The following is a 16,324-nucleotide window of genomic DNA, read 5'->3' on the forward strand; positions in this document are numbered from 1 at the left end:
GAGCGGGGCTTTTTGAGGCCGGAAATCCGCAGTACATTGCGGGCATGGCCGATTTTCCGAAGAAGACCCTCGCCGACTGGGAAAAGCTCGCAGCGAAGGAGCTGCGCGACCGCCCCGTGGATGACCTCACCTGGATGACCCCCGAGGGGATCCCGGTGAAGCCGCTCTACACGGCGGCCGATCTCGAGCAGATCGAGACGGTGGGCACGTTGCCCGGCTTCCCGCCCTTCACGCGCGGGCCCAAGGCCACGATGTACGCCGGCCGTCCCTGGACGGTCCGCCAGTATGCCGGCTTCTCGACCGCCGAAGAGAGCAACAAATTCTATCGCGCCAATCTCGCGGCCGGCCAGATGGGCCTGTCGGTGGCCTTCGATCTCGCCACCCATCGCGGCTACGATTCCGATCATCCGCGGGTCGTGGGCGACGTCGGCAAGGCCGGCGTGGCGATCGACTCGGTCGAGGACATGAAGATCCTGTTCGACGGCATCCCGCTCGACAAGATGAGCGTGTCGATGACGATGAACGGCGCCGTGCTGCCGGTGCTGGCCGGCTACATCGTCGCCGCCGAGGAGCAGGGCGTGCCGCAGGACAAGCTCGCGGGCACGATCCAGAACGACATCCTCAAGGAGTTCATGGTCCGCAACACCTATATCTACCCGCCCGGACCCTCCATGCGCATCGTGGCCGACATCATCGAGCACACGGCGCTCTACATGCCCAAGTTCAACTCGATCTCGATCTCCGGCTATCACATGCAGGAGGCGGGCTCGACGCTGGTTCAGGAACTCGCCTTCACCTTGGCCGACGGCCTCGAATACGTCCGCGCCGCCAAGGCCAAGGGCCTCGACATCGACGCCTTCGCGCCGCGCCTCTCTTTCTTCTTCTGCATCGGCATGAACTTCTTCATGGAAGCCGCCAAGCTGCGCGCCGCGCGCTTCCTGTGGGCCGAGCTGATCAAGCCGTTCGAGCCCAAGAAGGCCGATTCGCTGTCGCTGCGCACCCATTGCCAGACCTCGGGCGTCTCGCTCACCGAGAAGGACCCGTACAACAACGTGATCCGCACCGCCTACGAGGCGATGGCGGCGGTGCTGGGCGGCACGCAGTCGCTGCACACCAACTCGTTCGACGAGGCGATCGCGCTGCCGACGCCGACCTCGGCGCGCATCGCGCGCAACACCCAGCTGATCCTCCAGCACGAGACCGGCGTCACCAAGGTCATCGATCCGCTGGCCGGCAGCTACTATGTCGAATCGCTGACCGCGAGCCTGGTCGCCGAGGCGCGCAAGCTGATCGAGGAAGTCGAGGCGCTGGGCGGCATGACCAAGGCCGTCGAGGCCGGCATGCCGAAGCTGCGCATCGAGGAGGCTTCGGCGCGGCGCCAGGCCCGCATCGATCGCGGCGAGGAGATCGTGGTCGGCGTGAACAAGTTCCAGCTCAAGGAAGAGTCGGCGATCGACATCCTCGACATCGACAACGACGTCGTGCGCGAGGCCCAGCTGAAGCGCCTGCACACGATCCGTACGACCCGCGACGAGGCCAAGTGCGTCGCTGCGCTGAAGGCGCTGGGCGAGGCCGCCCGCACCGGCACCGGCAACCTGCTCGGCCTTTCCATCGAGGCGACGCGCGCCCGCGCCACGGTGGGCGAGATCTCGTCGGCGCTGGAAGGCGTCTACGGTCGCTACCAGGCCACCATCCGCTCGATCGCCGGCGTCTATGCCGGCGAGTGGGAGGGCGATGCCGGCCTCGACCGCATCCGCACCGACATCGCCGCCTTCGCCGAGGAGGAGGGCCGCCGGCCGCGTCTCATGGTGGTGAAGATGGGCCAGGACGGCCACGATCGCGGCGCCAAGGTGATCGCCACGGCCTTCGCCGATCTCGGCTTCGACGTCGATATCGGCCCGCTGTTCCAGACGCCCGAGGAAGCCGCCCGCGCCGCCATCGAGAACGACGTGCACGTGATCGGCATCTCGAGCCAGGCCGCCGGCCACAAGACCCTGGTGCCCCAGCTCATCGAGGAGCTGGCGAAGCAGAATGCGTCGGAGATCATGGTCGTGGTGGGCGGCGTCATTCCCGCCCAGGATTACGACTTCCTGAAGAAGGCGGGGGTCGCGGCGATCTACGGGCCGGGCACCAACATCCCGGCCGCCGCGGCGGAAATCCTCTCGATCCTGCGCCAGCGCGGCCAGAAGCGCGCGGCCTGACGCGCGCGGGCCCGGTCCGCTCGAGCAGGTCGAGGTGGCTTTGAAGGAAGCGAGGAAGGAAAAGGACGGCAAACCGGCCGGCGGGATCAACGTGCGCGCCGCGTCGCGCACCATCGACCTGTTCGAGGCCTTCGCCACGATCCGCCGGCCGATGACCGTCTCGGAACTGGCGCGGGCGCTCAAGATGCCCGTGTCGAGTTGCTTCTCGATCATCCGCACGCTGGAGGCGCGCGGCTATCTCTTCAACCTGCCGCCCGGCAACAGCTTCTATCCCACCGCGCGCCTGCGCGATGTCGCGGAGGACATCACCAAGGCCGACCCGGTCCTGTCGGTGGTGGGCGGCGCGGTGCGCCAGCTGTGCGACGAATCGCGGGAGACCGCGATGTTCGGCAAGCTCTGCCGCAACCGGGTCATCCTGCTCGCCGTCGAGGTGACCTCGGCGCCGGCACGGTACATGCCCCAGGTCGGCGACCTGCGGCCCGTTCACGCGACGGCCATCGGCAAGGCGCTGCTGGGATCGCTGGGGGAAGAGGAGCTGGAGAAGATCCTCTCGCACGTGACCCTGGAAAAGGTCACGCGGCAGACGATCACCGATGCCGGCCAGCTCCGGAAGGAACTGGCCGCGAGCCGCCGCCGCGGCTGGTACACGAATGTGGAAGAAACCATCTCCGACATGACGTCGCTTTGCGTGCCGCTGACGATGCGCGGCGAGCACTATGCGCTGGCGATCTCCGGCCCCACCGTGCGCATCAAGACGAACTTCAAGGAAAACCTCGAACGGCTGCAGGCCACCGCCGAGGCGATCAGCAGCAACTAGGGTCTTTCCGACAGAGACGGACTCATATCGGACCTTCCAAAAGCACCTCACCCTGAGGAGCGCGACGCAGGAGCGCGTCTCGAAGGGTGGGCACGAGCACTACGTCTGTTGCCCATCCTTCGAGACGGCGCGGAGTTTACCCCGAGGTATCCGAGGGGGGCCTCCTCAGAGTCTGGCCGGAAATGAATTGAATCGATTCAAGCACTTATCTCATCCTGAGGAGCGCCGCGAAGCGGCGCGTCTCGAAGGATGGGCAACAGGCAAGGTGCGCATTCCCACCCTTCGAGACACATCGCTGCGCGATGTTCCTCAGGGTGAGGTTACTGGGGCTGTTCATAAACCCTTGTTTTAGCTGCATTCATTTCCGGCCAGCCTCTCAGGATGAGGTGGTGGGTGCACTCGAAGCAGAAAGACTCTAGCGCGCCGGCTTTCGCGAGATGCGGTCATAGGCCTCCGCAAGCGCGGTGCGATGTTCGGGCGTGTTGTGTCCCAGCGCCTGCATCGCCGCCGAGACTTCGAGCAGATGGTTGATCTGCATGTTGCGTCCCATCCTGAGCAGGCGCTTGGTCATGCGCACGCCGTCGGCCGGATGACGCGCGATGCGCCGGGCCAGCGCCATCGTCTCCTCCATCAGGCTCTCCGGCGTGACGACCCGGCTGACCAGCCCGATCTCGAGCGCCCGCGCCGCGTCGATCGTGTCTCCGGTGAAGGCCAGCTCGCAAGCGTCGGCGAAGCTCAACGTGCGCGGCAGCAGCCAGGCACCGCCGTCGCCCGACACCAGCCCCAGCGTGACGAATGTCTGGGCGAAGCGTGCGGTCTCGGAGGCGATGCGGATGTCGCACATCATCGCGAGATCGCAGCCCGCGCCCATGGCCGGACCGTTGACCGCCGCGATCACCGGCACCTCCAGCGCCTCGAACAACTCGGGCAGTTGCTGGATGCCGCGGCGATAGGCCATGCGCGTGGCCTCGGGCCGCTCCCGGTCGACGAGCGAGGTGCCGTCGAGCATGGCCTTGAGGTCGCCGCCGGCCGAGAAGGCCGAGCCGTTGCCCGTCAGCACGAGGCACTTCACCTCCCGGTCGCGATCGAGCGCGCGGATCGTGTCCGCCACCTCGTCGATCATCGCGACGTCGGTGAAGGCGTTGCGGCGCTGCGGCCGGTTCAGGCGAACGACGGCGATGCCGCCGTCCCGTTCGACCAGGACTGCCGGCTCCATTTCAGACCCTTTCATGACGTGATGAACTGCCAGAGATCGTTAGACGGTGCCGCCATGGCCTGGGCACCCAGCCGCTCGGCCCAATAGGCGAGCGGACCGAACTCGGCGCGCCAGGCCTGGATCGCCGACGTATGGCGATGCAGGTCGTATTCCCAAGCATAGCCCATCGCGCCGTGCACCTGATGGGCCACCGAAGCGCAGTCGCCGCCCGCGAGGCAGGCGTTGATCCGGGCCGCCGCAATCTCGCGACTTGCATCGCCGCTCGCCAAGGCATCGTAGGCGGCGTCGAGCAGAATCCGCGCGGCCGCCAGCTTGCTGGCGGCGCCCGCGATCTGGTGCTGGACGGCCTGGAAGGAGGCCAGCGGCTTGCCGAACTGCTTGCGGGTCGTCGTGTAGCCGATGGCCAGCTTGAGCGCCTGCTCGGCCGCCGCGCAGATCTGCACCGACCGCATCAGCGCGCCGCGCAGCAGCAGCCGGTCCGCCGGCACATCCGGCAACAGGGCCACGGGACGGTGCCGGTGCAAACGCACCGAGTCGCGCGGCTCGCCCGCGAGATTGTGGCCGGGCTGCCTCTCGCATCCATCCAACGTCACGAGCGCCAACCCCTGAGACAGAGGCAGCAGCGCGTGGCCGACCTGGGCGGCCCAGGGCACGCCCGTCGCCAGACCGTCGAGCCGTCCGTCGACCAGCGCGAGACCGGCGCACCCGGCCGGCGCGACGAGGGCCAGCGGGCCGGGCGGCACGGCATGCCCGGCCGCCGCCAGCAAGGCACCGGCCACGGCCGTCTCCGGCAGGGGACAGCGCGCCGCCACGGCAGCGCAGGCATGGATCACGGCAAGCTCGTCCGGCACCTCGCCTCCGGTGCCGCCGAATTCGGCGGCGACGGCGGGCAAGGTGAAGCCGTCTCGCTCGAGCGCGGGCCAAAGGCTTGTCCAGGCATCCGGCGGCGGGACGTCGTTGCCTCTGCCGATCGTCGAAATCGGCGCCAGCGCGCGCAGGGCCGAGGCATGGACGGGACTGTCTTCGATCATCAGCGTAATCCCAGGCCGCGCGCGATGATGCCGCGCAGGATTTCGCGGGCGCCGCCGCGAATGGAGTAGGACGGTGCGTGGAGCAGCGTCTGGGCGACCAGCCTGTTCATCGTATCGGCGCTCCCCGGATCGGGCGCACTCTCGAGTCCGTCGAGGAGAACTTCCCCGACATCCTGTTCGAGGCGCGAGCCCAGCTCCTTCACCAGCGCCGCTTCGAGATTGGGCAGCTTGCCGTCGTTCAGCATCGCGGCGACCGAGACCGAGAGGGCGCGCAGTCCGAGCAGTCGCGCCGTCAGCAGGCCGAGCTTCTCGGCCGGCAAGGCGTGCGCCGTCTTCGCCAGATGCCGCAGCAGGATGAAGGACGACATGAAACGCTCGGGTCCGCTGCGCTCGAAGGCGAGCTCGCTCGTCACCTGTTCCCATCCGTTGCCGACCGTGCCGACCACCCGGTCGTGCGGCACGAGAACGTCGTCGAACGTCACCTCGTTGAACTCATGCTCGCCCGACATGTTGGGGATCGGCCGCAGCGTCAGCCCCGGCGATGCCATGTCGACGATGAGCTGCGACAGGCCGGCGTGCCGCTGCGACTGCGGGTCGGTTCGGCACAGCAGGACCATGTAGTGATTGCGATGGGCATTCGACGTCCAGACCTTGCGGCCGCGCACGCGCCAGCCTTCCGGCGTGGCCACCGCCGCCGTGCGCAGGCTCGCGAGATCGGAGCCGCTGTCCGGCTCGCTGAGGCCGATGCAGAAGAACAATTCGGCGCGGCCGATGCGCGGCAGGAATTCCGTGCGCTGCGCCTCGGTCCCGTAGCGCAGCAGCAGGGGGCCGACCTGCCGTTCGGAAATCCAGTGGGCGCCAACGGGCGCCCCCGCCGCCAGCAGTTCCTCCAGCAGGATGAATCGCTCGAGCGACGATCGCTCGCCGCCGCCATACGTCTTCGGCCAGGTCAGGCCAAGGAAGCCCGCTGCGGCGAGGCGGCGGCTGAACGCGGCATCGAACTGCGACCAGCAATCGGCGCGCGGCTCGCGGGCCGCAGGATCGGACTGGAGGAAGGAGCGCACGCGTTCGCGGAATTCACCGAAGGCGTCGAGATCGGTGTTCCGGTGCGGAAAGGCAATCTGCAGCATGGGACTCCCTAGGCCAGCAGGCCGGCGGTCTTCAGCGCCTCGGCCCGGGCGGCATCGATTCCCCAGCCGGCCAGCACGTCTGCCGGATCGTCCCGCCGCGCCAGCGTCGCCGGCCTGTCATTGCCCGGCATGCGCGGCGCGGGCACCGGCTGCACGATGCCGTCCAGCGTCGTGAAGGAGCGGCGCGCCGCGAGATGGGGATGCGACGGCGCTTCTTCGACCGAGAGCACGGGGGCCACGCAGGCGTCGCTGGCGGCGAACAGCGCCGCCCATTCGTCCCGCGTCTTCGTGAGCAGCTTCGCCGCGATCAGCTGCCGCACGCGCTCCTTGGCCTCGGCCGTCGTGGGCGTGAGATCCGGATGGCCGCGTAATTCCAGTCCCGCGATGTCCGAGAAGATCTCGCGAAAGCGCGTCTCGATCGGCGCCACCGAGAGGTACTTTCCGTCGGCGCAGGCATAGACGGCGTAGTAGGGATCGCTGCCATCCAGCGCGTTGGTGCCGCGCTCGGTCGAGAACAGGCCGGCAGCGTTGACGCCGTAGAAGACCGTCATCAGCGACAAGGCGCCGTCGACCATCGCGGCATCCACGACCTGGCCCTTGCCGCTCGCCCGGGCCTGAACCAGCGCCGCCAGCACGCCCATCGCGATGTAGAGCGCACCGCCGCCGAAATCCCCGACCAGATTGAGCGGCGGGATCGGCGGACCGTCCTTCGCGCCGATGGCATGCAGGGCGCCCGAGAGCGCCACGTAGTTCAGATCGTGACCGGCATAGGCGCTGAGCGGACCGTCCTGGCCCCAGCCGGTGACGCGGCCATAGACGAGGCCGGGACGCCGCGCGAAGCAATCGTCGGGGCCGAGCCCCAGCCGCTCCATGACGCCCGGGCGGAACCCTTCCAGGACGATATCGGCCTTGGCGACAAGATCGAGCGCGAGCGCCTTGCCCTCCGCCGCCTTGAGATCGACGTCGATCGTGCGGCGGCTGCGATAGAGGAGATTGAAGCGCTCCGGCTTGTGCGTGCCGAGCTGGACCTTTGTCGTGCGGTCGACCCGCAGCACCTCGGCCCCGAGTTCGGCCAGCAGCATGGCCGCCATCGGCGACGGGCCGATGCCCGCGAACTCGACGATCCGGACTCCGGAGAGAACGCCCTTGCCGCTCATTTGCCCGCCTTTACGACGCCCGCGGAGGTGAGCGCCTCGATGCGCTCGGGGGAGAGGCCGAGCTCGGTGAGGATGTCCTGGAAGTCGGCGCCCATGCGCGGCGCCGGTCGATCGTGCTGCGGCGGCGTTCGCGACCATTCCGACGGCACGCGCATCGACAGCACGCGGCCCTCGGTCGGATGTTCCTGCTCGCGGAAGAAGCCGACCTCCTGGAGGTGCGGATCCTCGAACACGTCGGCCAGTCCGTAGAGCGGGGTCGCCGGGATGTCCGCCTCGGCCATCACGTCCAGCCATTCGTCGGTGGTGCGCGTGGTCAGGATGTCGGCGACGATGTCGTAGAGCGCGTCGATGTTGCGCGTGCGTGCGCCGATGTCGGCGAACCGCGGATCGTTCTCGAACAGGTCGAGCTTGCCGACCGACCGGAAGAAGCGGCGCCACTGCTGGTCGTTGTAGGGAAGGATCGCGAGATAGCCGTCGCGGGTCGGATAGGGCCGGCGGCTGCGCGAGAGCTGCCGCGCATAGCCCGGCGGACCGATCGGCGGGACGAAGGCATGGCCGCCGATATGGTCGCCCAGCACGACGCTGGCCATGGTCTCGAACATCGGCACGTCGATCCGCTGGCCACGGCCCGAACGCGTGCGCTCGTACAGCGCGGACGCGATCGTCATTGCCGCGTAGAGGCCGACGAAGCGGTCGACCACGGGAAACGGCACATAGCGCGGATCGGCGCCGGTCGACTGTCCGTAGAGCGAGGGGATGGCCGTCATGGCCTGGATCAGGTCGTCGTATGCCGGGCGCTTCGCGTAGCGGCCATGGCGGCCATAGCCGTAGACGCCGACATAGAGCAGCTTCGGGTTGATCGCCTCGAAGACCTCGTAGGTGAGACCGAGTTTCTCCATGACGTGCGGGCGCAGATTGTAGACCAGCACGTCGGCGGTGCGCGCCAGGTCGAGCAGCAATTGCCGGCCGCTCTCGTGCTTGAGGTCGATCGAGATGCTGCGCTTGTTGCGGTTGACCGCCAGGAAGGCGGCACCCATGCCGTCATTGCGGCCCGGACCGATGCCGCGCACCGAATCGCCGCCCGCTGCCTCGACCTTTGTGACCTCGGCACCGAAGTCGCCGAGGAGCTGCGTGGCGAACGGGCCCATGAGCACCGTCGTCAGATCGAGAACCTTCACGCCCGAAAGCGGCATCGTAAACCCCAGAAAACGCGGAACGCATTCCCGGTCCCCTCGGGGGACCGGGAAACTCGAGCGATGTCAGTTCTTCTTGGCGAGCTGGTCGCGATATTCCTTCAGGACCACGCTGCCGGCCTTGCCGCGCTTGTCGAGGTCGGCTGCCCACTGGTCGGCGACGTCGCGCGTCTTGGCGTCGAAGTCGGCCTTCTCGGCGTCGGTGAGGCGCAGCAGGGACATGCCGCCCTGCACGAGGCGGTCACGGTCCCGCACATCGTCGACCATCACCTTCTCGCAGTTCTGGCGGGAGTATTTCTCCGCCAGCGTCGACATCACCTGCTGGACGTCGGCCGGCAGGGACTTCCACTTGCGATCGCTGATGATGTAGCTGGAAATCCAGCCGCCGAAGTTCACGTCGGTCGTGCCGGTCTTCACAAGCGGGTTCAGGTCGTACGGGAACAGGCTGGTGTAGACGAAGTTGATGCCGTCGACCGTTCCGCGCGACAGGGCTTCGCGCACTTCCGGCGTCGGGATCTGCACCGGCACCGCACCCATGCGCTGGATCACGGCGGCCTTGGCCGAGCCGGTGACCCGGATCTTCATGCCCTGCAGGTCCTTCAGCGAATTGATCTTCTTCGCCGTGAAGACCTGATAGGGCGGGAGGTTCTGCACCAGAAGCGGGCGAACGCGGTTGGCGTCGAAGTCGAGCTTGCGAAGCTGGCTGTCCGCGTTGACCAGGTTGTAATAGGCCATGGCGCCGTTGCAGCCGACCGCTTCGGCGAGCGGCAACTCGGCCACCGGCGACAGCGGCATCTTGTCGGGCACGAAGGAGGGCACGACATAGGCCATGTCCGCCACGCCGCTCTGTGTCAGCGACAGCATGTCCTTGGCCTTGCCGAGCTGCTCGGCCGGGTAATACTCGAACTTGACCTTGCCGCCGGTCTGCTTGGTGACCTCTTCCATCCACGGCTTGGTCATGTTCTCGACGACGTAGTGGCCGGCGGGAAACGAATCGGCGATCTTGATGACGATCTGGGCCGAGGCCGTCGCGGCCGAGCCGGCGACGGCGGCGAACGCCAGCAGCGGCATTCCGAAATAGGCGATCTTCATTTAGTTCCTCCTGCTTTCTTCACTGCATGTTGGACGGAAGCCACATCACCAGTCCCGGAACGACCGTCAGCAGGACCAGAATGAGGATGTGAGCAACGACGTGCGGCCAGACGCCGTGGAACACGGTGCCGAGCGGCATGCCCGTCGTTTTCGAGACGACGAACACGTTGAGCCCGACGGGCGGGGTGACCATGCCCAGTTCGGCCGTTACGACGACCATGACGCCGAACCAGACCGGGTCGAAGCCCAGCGCCTTGATGACCGGCAGCACCACCGGCACCGTGAGGATGAGGATGGCCGCCTGGTCCATCACACAGCCCAGCACGATGTAGCCGAACAGGATGATGGCCAGGATGACGAAGGGATCGAGCGGCAGCGCCGAGACCCAGGTCACGATCGAATAGGTCGTGCGGGTCAGCGTGAAGAAATAGCCGAAGATGTGCGCGCCGACGATGATCAGCAGGATCATGCAGGTCGTCCGTGCCGATCGCGAGCAGGCCGACACGAAGGCAGCGGCGCTGAAATTCCCGCTGCGCACCGCAAGGCCCAGCGCCCCGAGCGCGCCGATCGCCGAGGCTTCGGTCGGGGTCGACAGGCCGGTGTAGATGCACACCGTGATCAGGCCGAACAGCAGCAGCATCGGCCCCAGCTCCTTCAGCGAGGCGAGCTTCGCGCGCCACGGAACGGAGACCGCCGTCGGGGCCGCCTTGGGATCGAACAGCACGATCACATAGACGGTGAGCATGATGGCCAGCGTCACGATGAGGCCGGGGATCACGCCCGCAATCAGCAGCTTGCCGACGCTGATGTCGGCGATGACCCCATAGAGAACGAGCGCGACGCTGGGCGGAATAAGCATCGCCAGGGTGCCGGAGATCGCCACGACGCCGCTGGCCAGCCTGGGATCGTAGCCCTGCCGAAGCATCGCGGGCAGGCTGGTCGAGGCCAGCGTGGCGGCGGAGGCGGTGCTGGAACCGGAGATCGCGCCGAACCCGGCACCGGCCAGGGCCGTGGCCATCGCCAGGCCGCCGCGCACGCGGCCGACCCACAGCGCTGCCGCCTCGAAAAGACCGTTGGCGATCCCGCTCAGGATCACGAACTCGGCCATCAGGATGAACATCGGGATCGAGACCAGCTCGTAGGCGCTGACGCTGGACAGCGTCGTCGTCTCGAGGATCCCGACCAGGCTGTCCCAGCCGCCGATCATGAACAGGCCGACCGCGCCGGCGACGGCGAGCGAGAAGGCGACGGGCACGCCGAACAACAGCAGCCCGCCCAGCAGGAGACAGGCGATCAGGACGGGGCTCATACGCCGTGGTCTCCTTCGGCTGCGTCGCGTTCCAGCGTCGCGTCGGATTGAATGACCTGGACCAGCAGGCGCAGCACGAACAGGCCGAGCCCGACCGCGACGATCGTGTAGATCGGCCACGTGACCCAGATGTAAGGGCCGATGATCTCGTCCCCGCTCACGAAGGCATCGAGGGCCTTCACGGCGAAGGCCCCGCAGGCGATCGAGAAGACGGTGGCCGCGAGGACGTTGCCCAGACGGTTGAACGCCGACCGCACCCTCGGAGGCAGCAGCTTGACGAACAGGTCGACGGCGATGTTGCCGTGACAGCGCTGGACGTAACCCAGCGGCAGGAAGAACAGCGCCGCCATCACGTAGAGGCCAATGAATTCGTAGGCCCAGGCGAGCGGCGCGTTGAACGCGTAACGAAGGATCACGTCACACGCGATGATCGCCATGATCGTCACGGTCGCGGCAATTCCGAGGTATCTGGCGCCGTTCTCGCAGGCACGGATGAGCTTGACCAAAGTTCCTCCTCGACGTCCGTTCCCCGGTGTCTTTTTGCTTATTGGATACTCTTTCCGTATTTTGAAAGAATATTCAAACTGGAATCTATGGCGATGCCGCTACGCGGACTCCGGCCGTGTGTGGTTGGTGTCACGCATCGTCGGACCTGCAGACCGTGGTCGGTCGGGTACGGGTTGATCGATCGAGACCGGGCAATCGAAGCGACTCGAGTCCCGGCACATCGAAGCCGCCCGTCACAGTCTTTTTGAGTACGATCGAATCGCCACCACCAACCTCATGCTGAGGAGCGCGCCCTAGGCGCGCGTCTCGAAGCATGGGCACGAGCACTGCGCCTGGTGCCGATCCTTCGAGACGCGGCCTGCGGCCGCTCCTCAGAGTCTGGCCGGAAATGAATGCAGCTAAAACAAGGGGCTATGAACGGCCCCAATAACCTCACCCTGAGGAACATCGCGCAGCGATGTGTCTCGAAGGTGGGAACGCGCACCTTGCCTGTTGCCCATCCTTCGAGACGCGCCGTGGAGTTTACCCCGAGGTACTCGAGGGGCGACGCTCCTCAGGATGAGGTAAGTGCTTGAATCGATTCAATTCATTTCCGGCCAGCCTCTCAGGATGAGGTGGTGCGGGTGACTTGAAGGGGAAAGAGTCCAATGCGCCGTCCTGCTCAGCGAGGAGGCGGTCGACAGGCGCATCGTCAGGGGCAGCCTCGACGTGAGGCTACTTCCGCATCGCCTGGCTTTCGTCCGGCGTCATCGGGCGTTCGCGGAAGGAGAGGATGCGGCCTCGGATCGTGCCGAAGCCGGTCTGCGCCTCGAGTTTGGCGGGATAGCGCATCTGGCTCTGGTCCAGGCGGGCAAGCCATATCCGCATCGGCCGTTCGCGCTCGGTCTCGGCCTCCTTCGGTGCGCTGTCGAACTCGCCGGCCACGCGCTTGGTGAAGATCTCGCAGATGAGGACGTCGCCCTGCGCGCCGGGGATTCCCGCCTTGGCGGCGGGCTCGGTGCCGACCTTCTTGATGATGACGTCGATGCGGCGCTTGCCGTCGTTGGTCTGCACCGTGCGGTCGCAGGCCGCGTCGCCGGCCATGCCGACGCTCAGCGCCGCCGAGAGCGGGTCGAGCGACCCGCGCCGCTGCTCCTCGGAGATGGCGTTCTGCGGCGACGGCGTGTAGGCCGGGTTGTGGCTCTCCTGCACCGTGCTGCCGGCATACTGCGCGACCCAGGTCCGCGGCTTGTCACCCACGACGATCGACAGCGAGCCGGCGGCGGGACGGGCCCCCTGCGGAGAGAAGCCGCCCCAGGCGCGGTTGCGGCCGTCATAATGCATGGTGACGGCACGCAGGACGCCTTCCTTGAAGGTGCGGCTTTCGATGTCGTAGTTGGAGCCGTTGAACTTCGCGGTGAGGTCGATCCGGAAGCCGGACAGGCCCGCGAAGGTGATCTCGTAGGCGATGTCGACCTGCCGCGCGCCGGACGCGGCATCCTGGGCCATCGCCACGCCGGGCACGGCCGTGCTCAAGGCAATCGCTGCAAGGGCCCTACGAAATCTCATGAGACTCCCTTTCCCGGAAGGGCTTACGCCGGCTCGCCGGGCAGGATAGAAGGCCGCGGCGCCCTTCGCCATCCAACATGGTGGCCCAATAAGGCATTTTTCGTTCATGTCGAAACCCGGCTCTGACGGCATTCCCAAGGTGGACGGACCCCGCGCCTGGGGGGTGATCAAGATTCTCGGGCGCCATTTGTGGCCGAAGAATGAACTGGCGCTGCGCGTCCGGGTCCTGATCGCCCTGGTGCTGCTGGTGGTGGCCAAGGTCACGAACGTCTACGTCCCGCTTCTCTACAAGGACGCCGTGGATGCGCTGGGAACGCAAGCGGCGCAGGCGGTTGCGGTGCCAATCGCCCTGATCGTCGCCTACGGGGCCGCCCGCGTGCTGGCGCAGGCCTTCGGCGAAATTCGCGACGCCATCTTCGCTCCCGTAGCCCAGCGGGCGATCCGCAACCTGGCGCTCGAAGTGTTCGGGCATCTCCATGCGCTGTCTCTGCGGTTCCATCTGGAGCGCCAGACGGGCGGCATCAGTCGCGTCATCGAGCGCGGCACGCAGGGCATGGACTTCCTGATCCGCTTCACGACCTTCAACATCCTGCCGACGCTGTTCGAGATCATGCTGGTCGGCGGCATCCTGTGGAGCCTCTACGACTGGCGCTTCTCCGTCGTGACGCTGGTCGTGGTCGGCGTCTACATCGTCTTCTCGATCGTCTTCTCGGAGTGGCGCATCAAGTTCGTGCGCTCGATGAACGAGGCCGACACCGATTCCAATGCCAAGGCGATCGACAGCCTGCTGAATTTCGAGACCGTGAAGTATTTCGGCAACGAGCCGCACGAGGCCCGGCGCTACGATGTCGGCCGCCGGCGCTACGAGGAGGCCGCGATCCGCTCCAGCCGCACGCTCTCGCTGCTCAACATCGGGCAGGGAGCCATCATCTCCGTGGGCCTCGTCGCCGTGATGGCGATGGCGGGCCAGGGCGTGATCGCCGGCACGATGACGATCGGCGACTTCGTGGCGGTCAACGCCTTCCTGATCCAGCTCTACATGCCGCTCAACATGCTGGGCTTCGCCTATCGCGAGATCCGCAATGCGCTGGTCAACATGGAGAAGATGTTCGGCCTCCTCGACGTGCCGGCCGAGATCGCCGACAGGCCGGGCGCGCCCCCGCTCGCCGTGGCCGGGGGTGAGATCGTGTTCGACCATGTCGACTTCTGCTACGAGCCGTCGCGACCGATCCTGCACGATGTCAGCTTCCGCGTGGCGCCCGGCCATACGGTGGCGATCGTCGGCTCGAGCGGCGCCGGCAAGTCGACCATCTCGCGCATCCTGTTCCGCTTCTACGACGTGTCGGCCGGCCATGTGCGCATCGACGGCCAGGACATCCGCGAGGTCCAGCAGGCGAGCCTGCGCGCCGCGATCGGCGTCGTGCCGCAGGACACGGTCCTGTTCAACGACACCATCTACTACAACATCGCCTATGGAAGGCCCGGGGCCAGCCGCGAGGAGGTCGAGGAGGCCGCCCGCCTAGCCCGCATCCACGATTTCATCGTGGCCCTGCCGCAGGGCTACGAGGCCACGGTGGGCGAGCGGGGGCTGAAACTCTCGGGCGGCGAGAAGCAGCGCGTGGCGATCGCGCGGACCATCCTCAAGGACCCGCGCATCCTGCTGTTCGACGAGGCGACCAGCGCGCTCGATACTCGCACGGAGCAGGAAATCCAGCGCTCGCTGGAGGAGGTCAGCCGCGGCCGCACCACGGTGATCATCGCCCATCGCCTGTCGACCATCATCAATGCCGACGAGATCATCGTCCTCGACCGCGGCCGGGTCGCCGAGCGCGGCCGCCACGGTGAACTGCTGGCGCGCAACGGGCTGTATGCCGACATGTGGCGCCGCCAGCAGGAGGCCGCCGCCGCGGCCGAGCGCCGCGTCGAGGAGGCGGCCTCGTTCCGCGCCGAGGGGCATCTGCGTGTCGGCGACTAGCACGCCCGCCACCGGCCTCTGGCGTTCCCTCGTTCCCGTCTTCGCCGCCTGCGCCGCCATCGGCCTGCAGTCGGGCGCGGTGATGCCGCTGGTGCCGCTCGCGCTGGAGCGGCAGGGCGAGGACAAGCTCACCATCGGCATCGTCGCCGCCGCCTGGGCGCTCGGCATGCTCACGACCGGGCCGTACATTCCCCGGCTGGCCGCCCGTTTCGGCGCCGTGCCGCTCATCCTGGCCGCCGTCCTGGCCGGTTCCCTGTGCACGGTCGGCTATACGCTGACCACGGATCCGGTTGCCTGGTTCATGCTCTCCTTCCTGCACGGCGCGGTCGGCGGCGTGCCGTGGGTGGTGAGCGAGATCTGGATGAACCTCGTCGTCGAGGAGAAGCGGCGCGGCCGGGTCATGGCGATCTATGCCGCGATGTTCGCGGGCGGCATGGCGCTGGGACCCTTCGTGCTGCAGATCGTCGGCGTCTACGGGCCGGTGCCGTTCCTGACCTGCGCCGGGCTCGCCCTTCTGGTCGCCCTGCCGCTGCTGCCCTACCGGTACCGGGCGCCGGCGATCCGGCATCACGCCGACAGTGGCTACGGCGCCATCTTCGTGGCGGCACCGCTGGCCATGCTCGCGGCCTTTGCGGGAGGCCTGGGCGAGCAGGTCGCCTTCAGTTTCCTGCCGGTCTATGCGGTCAGCGCCGGCGTCGCGCCGGAGACCGGCGCGCTGTGGCTCTCGGCCTTCGTGGTCGGCAACGTGGCCCTGCAATGGCCGATCGGCTGGCTGGCCGACCATTTCGACCGGCGCGGCGTGCTGGCGGGACTCGCAATGGTCAGTGCGGCGCTGGTGATCGGTCTCACCTTCGTGCCGGCGCAGTCGCTCGCCATCGTGGGCGTCATCATGCTGTGGGGCGGCATCTCGTTCGCCATCTATCCGGTGGGCCTGGCGCTGCTCGGCCAGCGCTTCAACGGCGGCGACATCGCCCGCGCGAATACGGCTTTCAGCCTGATCTATATCGCAGGCGGGCTGGTCGGCCGACCGCTGACCGGCGCCGCCATGGATACGGTTGGCGAGCCCGGCCTCGGCTGGACGCTGGGCTTTTTCTACGCGATCGCCACGGTGGGCGCCTTGCTGGCAATGCGCCGCCGCGGCTGATAAG

13 protein-coding genes are annotated in these 16,324 nt (G+C 67.3%); 4 read left to right on the forward strand and 9 right to left on the reverse strand.

Annotated elements, in window-relative coordinates; genetic code table 11:
• Nucleotides 1-44: 44 nt before the first annotated feature.
• Nucleotides 45-2,201, forward strand: a complete 2,157-nt coding sequence (gene scpA, locus ACO07K_RS01585) for a methylmalonyl-CoA mutase (protein ID WP_422034178.1) — start codon at nt 45-47, stop codon at nt 2,199-2,201.
• 34 nt (nt 2,202-2,235) lie between these two features.
• The gene (locus ACO07K_RS01590; RefSeq protein WP_422034179.1) at nt 2,236-3,018 is read left to right on the forward strand and encodes an IclR family transcriptional regulator; all 783 of its coding nucleotides are present in this window, start codon (nt 2,236-2,238) and stop codon (nt 3,016-3,018) included.
• A 415-nt stretch (nt 3,019-3,433) separates the two neighbouring features.
• On the opposite strand, the gene ACO07K_RS01595 is transcribed toward ACO07K_RS01590, so the two are convergent.
• The 9 genes from ACO07K_RS01595 to ACO07K_RS01635 form a co-directional block, all read right to left on the reverse strand.
• Nucleotides 3,434-4,234 carry an enoyl-CoA hydratase-related protein gene (locus ACO07K_RS01595; protein WP_422034180.1) on the reverse strand — a complete coding sequence of 267 codons (801 nt, stop codon included), beginning with the start codon at nt 4,232-4,234 and terminating at the stop codon, nt 3,434-3,436.
• 11 nt (nt 4,235-4,245) lie between these two features.
• Nucleotides 4,246-5,265, reverse strand: a complete 1,020-nt coding sequence (locus ACO07K_RS01600) for an acyl-CoA dehydrogenase family protein (protein WP_422034181.1) — start codon at nt 5,263-5,265, stop codon at nt 4,246-4,248.
• Nucleotides 5,265-6,395: an acyl-CoA dehydrogenase family protein gene (locus ACO07K_RS01605; RefSeq protein ID WP_422034182.1), complete on the reverse strand. Its 1,131-nt coding sequence runs from the start codon at nt 6,393-6,395 to the stop codon at nt 5,265-5,267. The genes ACO07K_RS01600 and ACO07K_RS01605 overlap by 1 nt, the downstream gene beginning before the upstream one ends.
• An 8-nt stretch (nt 6,396-6,403) precedes the next feature.
• Nucleotides 6,404-7,552, reverse strand: a complete 1,149-nt coding sequence (locus ACO07K_RS01610; RefSeq protein ID WP_422034183.1) for a CaiB/BaiF CoA transferase family protein — start codon at nt 7,550-7,552, stop codon at nt 6,404-6,406.
• Nucleotides 7,549-8,745 carry a CaiB/BaiF CoA transferase family protein gene (locus ACO07K_RS01615; RefSeq protein ID WP_422034184.1) on the reverse strand — a complete coding sequence of 399 codons (1,197 nt, stop codon included), beginning with the start codon at nt 8,743-8,745 and terminating at the stop codon, nt 7,549-7,551. The genes ACO07K_RS01610 and ACO07K_RS01615 overlap by 4 nt, the downstream gene beginning before the upstream one ends.
• 66 nt (nt 8,746-8,811) lie before the next feature.
• The gene (dctP, locus tag ACO07K_RS01620; RefSeq protein WP_422034185.1) at nt 8,812-9,837 is read right to left on the reverse strand and encodes a TRAP transporter substrate-binding protein DctP; all 1,026 of its coding nucleotides are present in this window, start codon (nt 9,835-9,837) and stop codon (nt 8,812-8,814) included.
• Between the two features lie 19 nt (nt 9,838-9,856).
• Nucleotides 9,857-11,146 carry a TRAP transporter large permease gene (locus ACO07K_RS01625; protein ID WP_422034186.1) on the reverse strand — a complete coding sequence of 430 codons (1,290 nt, stop codon included), beginning with the start codon at nt 11,144-11,146 and terminating at the stop codon, nt 9,857-9,859.
• On the reverse strand, nt 11,143-11,652 hold the full coding sequence (locus ACO07K_RS01630; RefSeq protein ID WP_422034187.1) for a TRAP transporter small permease subunit: 510 nt from the start codon (nt 11,650-11,652) through the stop codon (nt 11,143-11,145). Before ACO07K_RS01630 ends, ACO07K_RS01625 begins: the two co-directional genes overlap by 4 nt.
• A gap of 715 nt (nt 11,653-12,367) precedes the next feature.
• Nucleotides 12,368-13,201, reverse strand: a complete 834-nt coding sequence (locus tag ACO07K_RS01635) for a hypothetical protein (protein WP_422034188.1) — start codon at nt 13,199-13,201, stop codon at nt 12,368-12,370.
• Between the two features lie 106 nt (nt 13,202-13,307).
• Between ACO07K_RS01635 and ACO07K_RS01640 the strand changes: the two genes are divergently transcribed.
• Complete coding sequence (locus tag ACO07K_RS01640; RefSeq protein ID WP_422034189.1) at nt 13,308-15,176, forward strand: ABCB family ABC transporter ATP-binding protein/permease; 1,869 nt, start codon at nt 13,308-13,310, stop codon at nt 15,174-15,176.
• On the forward strand, nt 15,163-16,320 hold the full coding sequence (locus ACO07K_RS01645) for an MFS transporter (protein WP_422034190.1): 1,158 nt from the start codon (nt 15,163-15,165) through the stop codon (nt 16,318-16,320). The genes ACO07K_RS01640 and ACO07K_RS01645 overlap by 14 nt, the downstream gene beginning before the upstream one ends.
• Nucleotides 16,321-16,324: the final 4 nt, after the last annotated feature.

The sequence above is a fragment of the Reyranella sp. genome (assembly GCF_965228225.1).
GTDB lineage: Bacteria > Pseudomonadota > Alphaproteobacteria > Reyranellales > Reyranellaceae > Reyranella.

Excerpts from the sequence above, each read along its gene's own strand:
- ACO07K_RS01605 (WP_422034182.1), bottom strand. The coding sequence starts at position 6,395 with ATGCTGCAGATTGCCTTTCCGCACCGGAACACCGATCTCGACGCCTTC.
- ACO07K_RS01610 (WP_422034183.1), bottom strand. The coding sequence starts at position 7,552 with ATGAGCGGCAAGGGCGTTCTCTCCGGAGTCCGGATCGTCGAGTTCGCG.
- ACO07K_RS01615 (WP_422034184.1), bottom strand. The coding sequence starts at position 8,745 with ATGCCGCTTTCGGGCGTGAAGGTTCTCGATCTGACGACGGTGCTCATG.
- dctP (WP_422034185.1), bottom strand. The coding sequence starts at position 9,837 with ATGAAGATCGCCTATTTCGGAATGCCGCTGCTGGCGTTCGCCGCCGTC.
- ACO07K_RS01600 (WP_422034181.1), bottom strand. The coding sequence starts at position 5,265 with ATGATCGAAGACAGTCCCGTCCATGCCTCGGCCCTGCGCGCGCTGGCG.
- ACO07K_RS01640 (WP_422034189.1), top strand. The coding sequence starts at position 13,308 with ATGTCGAAACCCGGCTCTGACGGCATTCCCAAGGTGGACGGACCCCGC.
- ACO07K_RS01625 (WP_422034186.1), bottom strand. The coding sequence starts at position 11,146 with ATGAGCCCCGTCCTGATCGCCTGTCTCCTGCTGGGCGGGCTGCTGTTG.
- scpA (WP_422034178.1), top strand. The coding sequence starts at position 45 with ATGGCCGATTTTCCGAAGAAGACCCTCGCCGACTGGGAAAAGCTCGCA.
- ACO07K_RS01635 (WP_422034188.1), bottom strand. The coding sequence starts at position 13,201 with ATGAGATTTCGTAGGGCCCTTGCAGCGATTGCCTTGAGCACGGCCGTG.
- ACO07K_RS01595 (WP_422034180.1), bottom strand. The coding sequence starts at position 4,234 with ATGGAGCCGGCAGTCCTGGTCGAACGGGACGGCGGCATCGCCGTCGTT.